A 9,908-nucleotide genomic window follows, 5' to 3' on the forward strand; every position below is an offset into this window, starting at 1 on the left:
GTCATGGTTTCTCCGAGTCCAACTGCAACAAAGAAAGCCTGATCGGGTGAGCCTCCTGCCAATGCTCCCTGGCGCCAAAGTGTGGTCAGGAAGTTTCTGATCATTGCCCGAACTTTCACCCAGGTATTGGCATCATTGGGTTCGAAAACATAGGCTTCTGTTGCCTTTTGGGTAGATTCTTCCACCATGATAAACAAACGCCGTACGGAGATGTATCTCCATTCGTTGCTGTTGCCGGCAAGGGTGCGGGCACCCCATACCAGTATCCCTTTCCCTGTAAAGCTGCGGATCACATTGATGGATTTACCAGTGGGATGAACATTTAAACTCTCCTGTTCTTCCTGATTGATTTTGACTGCCGGAGCCAGAACATTGTTAAGACTAACATTAGCCGGAGCTTTCCATACGCCCCTTGTTTCGTCAATATTGGCATATACACCGGCAATAAAGCCAGAAGGTGGAAGATAGCTCATTTCTCTCTTAATGCTGGAAAAAACGGAATAGAAGAAAGGGTGATTTTCCACCAGCCTCTTTTCTGCTTGGTTTTCATTGTGAATGGCTGTTTGGAACAGATCTTCCAATGCTCCGAGCAATTTTTGCAGCCCCAGGTTATCATTCAGGTAGCTGATGGCGGCCAGGGCTCTGTTTTTCTTGTTGGAATATGTACTCAGATCCAGTTCGCCTGATCCCAGTGCAGGAATGTCAGCAACTTGCGAATAACTGTTGCTGGTACCTTCAAGCCAGTTGTTGTTGCCGTCATAAGCGCCATAGGCTGAATCGACAGCATTTTCATCTGCCAGATCCGACAATTCGGACAGGAGGGAAGCATTCTTCTCAAAGCTGATAAAGTCAATCATCACATCATGCAGGGCTTTATCTGATTTGAGATTTTCTACCTGACTGGTGAGATCGGGTCCCAGCAAACCGCTTGTTTCTATGGTATTAAATGACAGCACAGTTTCCCTTAAAAGAAGAAGCAAAGCCTGAAATGCTGTTGTAACCGGGCCTGGCTGCGAAGAGGGGTGTTTTCTTACTTCCCTGATCAGGCTTTGGTAATACGCGTATAAGGCAGCGTAATTCTCCATGGGCACATTGGATAAAGTGCTCATCACCAGATCGGTTCTTTCTGCCTCAGCCTTGTATTCATTTATGAATGGGTCCAACTGGGGGTTTGCAGGCAAAGAAAAATCAATGAGGGGTGTGCCCCCCGAGATTTCAATATCCCTCACACGGAATTGCTTCTCATAGGTGGTTATCAGCCAGGGATAATAAGCAGCCCCGTATTTCAGGTACCGGGTGCCTACTTTTTCCCGGAAATTGTCTATGGGGGTATCACCCTCCACATAGCCATCCTGAAGATCAAAAATCCCGAACCTGTCCTGCAGTTTATTACATTGGGCCAGGGCATCAGCCTGAAGTGAGCCGAACTCAGTTGTTGAGAGGGCATTTGATCCATCTGCTTTGGAACCTGAGGAATCGGGAAACAATATCAAAGTGGGCTCATCATACTTGAGCAAGGCATCCAAACCCGGTTTCAGGCCCTTCGGATTGGCCGGATCACTCGTGTCATTATACACGATGGAATCAGCATAACTGCCCACTGAGACAATGTAGCAGTCACCTCCGCCATTATCGAAAAATCCCCGGAGGCTGTCGTACATGTAAAATCTTTTCACTGAAACAGAATCCACATTGTTGTTTCCATCCACTGTGATGGTATAGGTTTCGGGTTGGTATCCACCTCCAAAATATTGTTCATATTCCACCAGCGATGTAATTTTGGTAGGGATTTTGGTGAGATCCTTTTGGTTTTCGCCGGCCGCTTTTTCGGTATAGCCGATAAAAGCCGGAATTGCCGTTTCAACGGTAGCAACAGAAGGAGGAAATTTGGATATTTCTTTTACATAAACCCCTGGTGTTTTATAAGCCATAACGTTTAAGATTTAATAGGTGAATAATGAAGTTTTAAGCTTCCTGCAATTTATGGGAGAATTTCAGTATGATGAATTCAGCGGGACGGACGGCAGCCATTCCAATCTCCACATTCATTCTTCCTTCGAGAATGTCCTGTGCGGTCATGGTTTCTCCCAGGCCTACCGACACAAAAAAGGCTTCATTGGGAGAGGCCCCTGCCAGTGCTCCCTGTCGCCAAAGGGTGATCAGGTAGTTGCGGATCATGCCGCGGATCTTTGCCCAGGTGTTGGCATCGTTGGGCTCGAACACAAACTTCTGTGTGGCTTTCTTAACCGACTCTTCCACCATATTATAAAAACGACGTACTGAAACATAACGCCATTCATTGTCATTACCTGCCAGGGTGCGGGCGCCCCACACCAGGATACCCTTACCGCTGAATTGTCTTATGGCATTGACCGATTTTCCCGAGGTGTGCACATTCAGGCCTTCCTGGGCATCATCCGTAAGGATCACACCAGGTTCTTTCACTGAATTCAGACTGACATTTGCCGGGGCTTTCCATACGCCGCGGTTGTTGTCAACTGCTGCATATACTCCCGCTATGGCGGGGCCGGGGGGCAGAAGCAGATCAAAACGGGCAATCTGTGCAACAATTTGCTGATAAAGCTCCGTATTCTGATGAAAGATGGATTTTGCCTCCAGCGTGGAGTTCCCTCCGGGTGGAATATCCTTTCTTAAGGTGGTGTCTGACCCGTATGGACTTCCCGTTACCGACAATTCGGTTTCATCGTATGCAAAGTTATACAAGGTCTTGAGCCAGGGATAATAGGCTGCTCCATACTTGAGGTTGTTGTTCCCGATCCCGTTTCTTAATCCGGATGCACTTGGGGAGCTCGACCCGTTTATCACATCGGCAACTCCCACAGCCTGAAAGTCCGTGTTGCCATCATAAACATCCACGATGGTTACCCGGTCCTTTAGTTTGGCACATTGACCAAGGGCCTCCTTATAAACATTGTAAAAGCCGGATTCATCAAGCGAGGGTGCATCCGGAAAGAGAATGATGGTGGGTTCATCTTCTTTTTCGAGGTAACCAAGACCATCGCTCAGATCACTTTCACTAACAGACGGAGTGTCTGAATAGGCTCCAACAGGAACAATGTAACAGGGACCGCCACCATTGTCATAAAAAAGCTGCAAGCTGTTGTACATCTTGTAAACAAAGGCGGGTGGGGAAGGGGGAGATTCAATTTTTTCCGATGCATTCACCGTAACCGAAAATGTTTCATTGAATGGGCCTCCGAAGACCTCCACATATTCCGCAAGCGATGTGATCCTGGTGGGTTTGAACTTTAAATCCTGTCCATTATAAACAGTTCTTTTCACATACCCTATAAAAGCCGGTATGGCAGTTTCCACCTCGGCAACCGAAGGGGGAAACTTGGAAATTTCCTTGACGTAAACTCCCGGTGTTTTGTATTGCATAGCCTTGAGGTTTTATTGAATGTTTATTATGTTGAATTATATTCTGAACTATACTACCCATGATTGGTCTAAATGAAAATCTCAGAATAGGTGCCGGTGGCCTCTGGTTTGATCATCCGTACACCGGGATTCGGCAAATCATCCCCACGATGATTAACCGAAATAAATCCATTGAATGTGAGGGGATTCAGGTTTGTTTCAAGCACCATCGATTGATCCTGGTTACTCAGATACCTCCAGTAAGTATGCCGGTTTCTTATTCGCAATCGATATTCCGGTGAAGTCAAATCCCCTGCTGAATTGGTCATGCTGTAGCTTCCCTTGTCTGATCCGCCCAATATATGTACAATACCCAACAGGTTTTCCGGAACGGCATCCTTGAAAAAATAGAAAGTAAATGTTTTTAAATTACTGCCGTCTGCATTGTTGGTGACATTCAGGGTATAATAGCCTTCCTTTGCATTGGATGGGTAAATCTTAAAATCCCTTTTCCCGTTGAAGGTATCCAGTTGCTCTGAATATACCTGAATGCCGTTAATATCTGTCAGCTGAACTGTAAATTCTATGTCAGGTGTATTAACCTGAAAAGAGATGATATCCTGAAAGATGGCAATTCTGTCGTTGCTGTTCACTGAGCTGCGGTTGGGTATGGATCGCCATCCGGAATTCGGCCGATTGGGATTGATTGATGCATTGGTAATGTCTTCCACGGATTCATAGAAATCTCCTGAGAATTCTACCATGCTTCCCGTTTCATAATTTTCACCCGCCACAAAGGATGAGGGAGGTAAGGATAAATCAGGAAATGAACTCCCGTTGTTTCCTGCATCATTGTTAAAATAGCAGGTTTGCCTGGATTGAAGGCTGTTGACCTGGCCCAATGAGTAGTTGGAATAAAATGGGTCATCCAGGGTCATATAAAATGTCAAATCCAGATCGCTGATGGGAATAAAAGATTTATCGGGGTTGTTTGGATCAACCCGTGCTAAAACAAGAAAACCTGATTGGGTGGTTTTAAAAACCAGGTTGTAATTGTTCAGGTTTCGTGCGGCATCGGATGAAGGATGAAATGTTAAGGTTTCTCTCAGATCATAGGTATTCCATATCTTGTTTTGTTCATCCGGGCTCATGGAGTCGAACTCCGTGTTGCCCTTGTTCAGGAAGAAAAGATGAAGCACTTTCAGTTCAAAAAGTTTCTTGTATTTGCGGTTGACACTCATAACTTGAAGTTTGCTTTTAACACTTGGTTCTTATTGAGCTTTTGTCTTGGTGTTGCTGTTGGTTTCTTCAATAACGCCTCTGAGCTCATCGGTTTGCTCACGGTCAATGGCAACCAGCCTCATTTTATATATCACATGAGGCAGTTGTTTCCCTCCCAAAGTACTCCACAAAAAGTTTGATTCTTCAAAAGTAGGGGAGTGCAAATCCAGAATAAGCCTGAAGTCTTCCATCCCCAGACCCGGCTGATTGTTTTGGGGGGAATTTTTATGGGTAAACACGTATTTACCCTGAAAGAACTGGACTACCCTTGACAGATAGATCAGCGCATTGTTATAAGAAGTGCTGGTTGAACTGAATAATACATAAAGATTCAAATGCACAGGTGCATTCCTGAATTCCGTTTGGTTCTGATTGATTTTATAGTTTGGTAAATTTTTTAAGGTCTTTTCTTCTTCCAGGTTGATCAGGGTCAGTACAATCTTGTTAAGAAGGGCATTGCCATCGTTGGGTCCCGGCAGGTTAGACTCGAGTTGCGCCACATTCCCCAGAACAGCCATATCTGAATCTTGATCTGAGAGCGATCCCAAATAATGATTCAATTCATTTATAATTAGTTGTAGCGATTCGTATATCATCGTATAATTATTTTGTCGTATCGCTCATTCGGAATGTATCTACTATAATATGCCTTCAATATTCATTAATGCTTTGAATAAATTAAACAAGTTCACAAAGAGAATTGTTTATTCAACCATATATGACTTAATTTATACCTTTTTTTTGTAAGTTTCTGGTTTACTTTTTCTTATGCTGTTATGTAAATTAAAGCTCACAGGGAGTGTCTAAATAATGGAAACAAGGCGATAATTGAAAAAATCAATATTTCAATGTCAGTTGAGTATATTATTTTATAAATAATATTTTTTTGATTGATATTGGAACCAAAATGCCTTATTTTTGTAAGAGATGAAACCAGATGGAGTTTGTTATGGAACAATACAAAAAAATACTCATCCTGGAAAATCAGATTGAAGCCCAGCGCCTGTCATCCATTCTCGATGAGGAGGGCATCCCCCATGTGGTAAGATCGTATTATGATTCGGCTTACGATGGTATCTTTCAGTCGCAAAGAGGTTGGGGACATCTGGAAGCTCCTGAAGAATACGAGAATACCATCAACACACTTTATGACAACATGAAAGGATCCGGCTAAGCCGGAGGTCAAATCCGATGCCCCGGGCCAATCTGTGTAGTAATTTCAGTCTTTTTCCCTGATTGCTCTACATTGTTTTTGCTGTCGGAGACAGGAATAATTCAAGAATTATTCGGGTTAAAATTTAGGATTCCTGAAATTCCTGGGTTTCCAGCTCTTCCTCTTTTTCCTGTTCCTTCTTTTGTTCCTTCTCCTGAATTTGCCATAATTGCTGTTTTTTTATATTTTATAAGCTCCAAAATTAGGATTGTCAGGGAATACTGACAAAATTTAGCCGGTTTGTTTTGATGAATGGATTTTACGTGAAGATTAAAATTTTGTTTTTTAAGATAAGATTGTCTTTATTTATTGTTTGTTGTTTATACGGGATTTGCAGTATATGTAAAATTTAAGATCGAACCCCTTTAATTTTGGCTAATAATTTAATATCATTGTATGATTTTTTAACAAAACGAATCATCATGGGAAATCACACTTTAAAATCGTTAAGTCAGATATTTATGCGGATACCCGAATCGGGGAAAACGATGTTCCGTTCTGCCGGAATTGTCATTGTTTTGTCATTGCTGCTTGTTTCCTGTTCCAAGGGTCAGAATCTGGACGTACCCTATGTTTCCACTCCCCAGAGTGTGGTAGAAAAAATGCTTGAAGTTGCAGAGGTCGGACCCGGAGATTATGTAATTGACCTGGGTTGCGGCGACGGGCGTATAGTTAATTCCGCGGCACAAAGAGGGGCTTACGGCCACGGGATAGACCTTGATCCCGAACGCATCAGGGAGGCCCGGTCGAATGCCCGTAGATCCAATGTGTCGGATAAAGTCATGTTTTTACAGGAAGATATATTTGAAACCGTTTTCAGCAGGGCCAATGTAATTACCATGTATCTGCTAAGCTCGGTGAATCTTAAGCTTCGCCCCCGCCTGCTGGAAGAGCTGGAACCGGGAACGCGTATAGTATCACACGATTTTAACATGGGCGAGTGGAAACCCGACAAACATTTTCAGGTCGACAATGCCAACATCAACCTGGGGGTATGGGAAATCGACAATCCTATTGCTTCGGACACCCATGATATTTATTACTGGATTATACCAGCAAGGGTTGAAGGCCAATGGGAATGGGAAACGAACGGTGAAAGCTTTACAATGACTGTCGAGCAGGAATTTCAGGAAATTGATCCCGACATTTCAACCGGAAATACCAGTTTGCGTATTGAGGAAACCCTGTTGAAAGGTGAAAGGATCAGTATAACTGCAGCCAATCATTCCAATGGGAATAAGTATGTTTACAACGGGCGTGTTGCAGAGGATAAAATAATCGGTACTGTGCAAATCCGGACAGACAGTTATCATACCATAGCAAACTGGTCCGCCGAACTGAGGTAAGGGCTCTCTAAGACCTTTGAATTGTTGAGGTTGTATTCCTGAAGCACCAAAAAACAAGCTTCAAATCACAAATACCTGCCCCGACGCCTGCCTGACGGCCGGCAGGGCAGGGCAGGCGGGGAATTAAAATAATCAATACAAATTACCAAAATTTATTCCTTATTGCCGGCTAAGTTCTGAAGTTTGGAACCTGGATTTTTTTATTGTGACTTTTTGGAGAGCCTCCTGTGATTATACCTTTTCGGGGCTTCATCCCTGAATATTCTTCCGGTACTATATAACTATTTTTTGTTTGTAATGATTTTTTCCCTATTTTTAACCCTTTCAAAAAAACAGGGTATGACCTCATCAATGAGGAATGATGAATGCCATGTTGGGATTAAAATACTTATTAATAAATTTCTAACCATTATTATAACATGAAACCAAACGGATCTACGGAAGTTAAATTTTTCAGCGGTAAGAAAGTTCCCCTTGAACAACACAAGGTACGCATCGTACAAAAATTGTATCTGAAACCCATTGAAGAACGACTGAAAGCCATACAGGAAGGCGGTTACAACACTTTTCTGCTAAAAACCAGGGACATTTTCCTGGATATGCTGACCGACAGCGGGACCAATGCTATGAGCGACAATCAGATATCCTCGATGTTACAGGCAGACGATGCCTACGCAGGGTCTGCCAGCTTCTACAGGATGGAAAGTGCCCTAAAAAAAGTATTTGGAAAAGAATATATTTTACCTGCTCATCAGGGGAGGGCAGCAGAAAATATCATCTCAAAGGTTTTTATCAAGGAGGGTGATGTTATTCCCATGAACTATCATTTTACCACCACCAAGGAACACATGGAGATCAACGGAGGTAAAATATTCGAAATATACAAGGATGAGGCCATCAAGATCAAAAGTGATGAGCCCTTCAAAGGAAATATTGATGTGGATAAATTCAGGGCACTGATCAAGCAGTATGGGAAAGAGCATATTCCGTTCGTCCGGATGGAGGCTTCTACCAATCTGATCGGCGGGCAGCCCTTTTCCATGCAGAACATGCGGGAAGTCAAGAAGCTGGCGGACGAACATAACATAATGTTTGTTTTGGATGCAAGCCTGATTGGAGAAAACGCCTATTTTATCAAAAAACGGGAGAAAGAATTTGCCAACGTATCCATTCATGATATCTTGCTGGAGATGTGTTCTATGGCAGATATTATTTACTTTTCAAGCCGTAAAGTAAGTTCTACCCGGGGAGGCGGCATCTGTGCGGGTTCTGAAGAGCTTTATCTGAAGATGCGCGACCTGGTGCCTTTATATGAAGGTTTTCTTACCTACGGCGGTATGTCTGTTAGAGAAATAGAAGCCATGGCTATAGGACTGGAAGAGACCATGGATGAAACAGTGATCAGTCAGTCGCCGGATTTTATTGAATATGCAGTCAACGAACTAAATAATCTGGGAATCCCGGTTATCACCCCACCAGGTGCTCTGGGTTGCCATGTGGATGCCATGGGCTTTTTACCGCACGTGCCCCAGCATGAATATCCGGCCGGGGCTCTGGCAGGAGCCTTTTTCATTATTTCCGGTATACGGGGCATGGAAAGAGGTACCATCTCCAGTGTTCGGGATGACAATGGCAATGACATACTGGCAGATGTGGAACTGCTCCGTCTCGCCTTCCCGAGAAGGGTGTTTACGCTTTCCCAAACCGAATTTATGATCGACAGGCTGAACTGGTTGTATCACAACCGTGATTTGGTCGGCGGGCTTAGATTTGTGGAAGAACCCACTGTGCTGCGCTTTTTCATGGGCCGTTTGGAACCCATCAGCGACTGGCCCCAGAAGCTGATCAAAAAGTTTAAGGAGGATTTTGGGGAAAGTCTTTAGTAAACGGCTCATTCACCAGGCGGGTGGTGTGGCAACAAACGTTAATCCGCCTGGCGGGTGGCCTTGAAGAAACACCTGAGGAAGGGCTACTATTATTCTTTTTAAAAAACCTTATTTTTGGTATCTTTAACCTTAACAGCCTGGATAACAACTCTCAAGGCTTACCTTATTACCTTATTAATGAATAATAGGGTAAAAATTAAAAACATAAATTGGGATAATAAATTTCAGTTGTTAAATATTGTATAAAAAAAATACTTGTTAATGAACATAACAAAATACAAATGCCCCAAATGCGGCCATCGGGAATACGATTCCGGTGAAATAAGGGCCTCCGGAGGTTTTTGGGCCAAGGTATTCAATGTTGAAAACCGGAAGTTTATATCCATCTCATGCACAAAATGTGGATACACGGAATTTTATAACAAGAGAAAAGCGAGGACTGCCGAGAATATCCTTGATTTCTTTGGTAATTAGCCGTAGATTGAAATACCATCCCGGAAAGGATCCATTGAATAATAATTGAACACCGTTTTAAAGGGATAATGGCCACGAATTCACGAATTAATATTTGTTTATTAATATCAACGCGGCAACTCAATACGTAGATACCAGTTCCATACCGGTCTTCTTTTCTTCATTTCCCATATAGGAAAATACTGTTAAAGGAAAATATCCCTGAAGAGCTTCAAAAACGTTGTCGGCAACCGGAAACATACGGGTAAATCCTTTCGGGACCAGAGCCGCAACCGATAACACATAAGTAAAACCTATCCTGACGAGAGGAGGAACCGAATACTTATA

The 9,908-nt window shown here is 43.2% G+C and carries 9 protein-coding genes; 4 read left to right on the forward strand and 5 right to left on the reverse strand.

The window, feature by feature from the left end:
* The 4 genes from KGY70_11850 to KGY70_11865 all read right to left on the reverse strand — a co-directional run.
* On the reverse strand, nucleotides 1-1,109 hold a 1,109-nt coding region (locus KGY70_11850; protein MBS3775875.1), incomplete at its 3' end, for a phage tail sheath family protein.
* A gap of 856 nt (nucleotides 1,110-1,965) precedes the next feature.
* Entirely contained in the window at nucleotides 1,966-3,402 is a 1,437-nt protein-coding gene (locus KGY70_11855) for a phage tail sheath family protein (GenBank protein MBS3775876.1), read from the reverse strand.
* 68 nt (nucleotides 3,403-3,470) lie between these two features.
* Nucleotides 3,471-4,622, reverse strand: a complete 1,152-nt coding sequence (locus KGY70_11860; protein MBS3775877.1) for a hypothetical protein — start codon at nucleotides 4,620-4,622, stop codon at nucleotides 3,471-3,473.
* 30 nt (nucleotides 4,623-4,652) lie between these two features.
* On the reverse strand, nucleotides 4,653-5,258 hold the full coding sequence (locus tag KGY70_11865; GenBank protein MBS3775878.1) for a DUF4255 domain-containing protein: 606 nt from the start codon (nucleotides 5,256-5,258) through the stop codon (nucleotides 4,653-4,655).
* A 353-nt stretch (nucleotides 5,259-5,611) separates the two neighbouring features.
* On the opposite strand from KGY70_11865, the gene KGY70_11870 reads away from it, so the two are divergent.
* The 4 genes from KGY70_11870 to KGY70_11885 all read left to right on the forward strand — a co-directional run bounded on the left by KGY70_11870 (nucleotide 5,612) and on the right by KGY70_11885 (nucleotide 9,581).
* Nucleotides 5,612-5,836, forward strand: a complete 225-nt coding sequence (locus KGY70_11870) for a hypothetical protein (protein MBS3775879.1) — start codon at nucleotides 5,612-5,614, stop codon at nucleotides 5,834-5,836.
* A 527-nt stretch (nucleotides 5,837-6,363) separates the two neighbouring features.
* The gene (locus KGY70_11875; protein MBS3775880.1) at nucleotides 6,364-7,221 is read left to right on the forward strand and encodes a class I SAM-dependent methyltransferase; all 858 of its coding nucleotides are present in this window, start codon (nucleotides 6,364-6,366) and stop codon (nucleotides 7,219-7,221) included.
* Between the two features lie 419 nt (nucleotides 7,222-7,640).
* A complete protein-coding gene (locus tag KGY70_11880; GenBank protein ID MBS3775881.1) occupies nucleotides 7,641-9,104 on the forward strand; it encodes a tryptophanase in 1,464 nt (487 codons plus the stop codon).
* Between the two features lie 264 nt (nucleotides 9,105-9,368).
* Nucleotides 9,369-9,581 carry a zinc ribbon domain-containing protein gene (locus KGY70_11885; GenBank protein ID MBS3775882.1) on the forward strand — a complete coding sequence of 71 codons (213 nt, stop codon included), beginning with the start codon at nucleotides 9,369-9,371 and terminating at the stop codon, nucleotides 9,579-9,581.
* 120 nt (nucleotides 9,582-9,701) lie between these two features.
* Here KGY70_11885 and KGY70_11890 read toward each other — a convergent pair.
* The coding region (locus KGY70_11890) for a hypothetical protein (protein ID MBS3775883.1) at nucleotides 9,702-9,908 on the reverse strand (207 nt) is incomplete at its 5' end.

This window comes from Bacteroidales bacterium (assembly GCA_018334875.1).
Taxonomy (GTDB): Bacteria; Bacteroidota; Bacteroidia; order Bacteroidales; family UBA12077; genus JAGXLC01.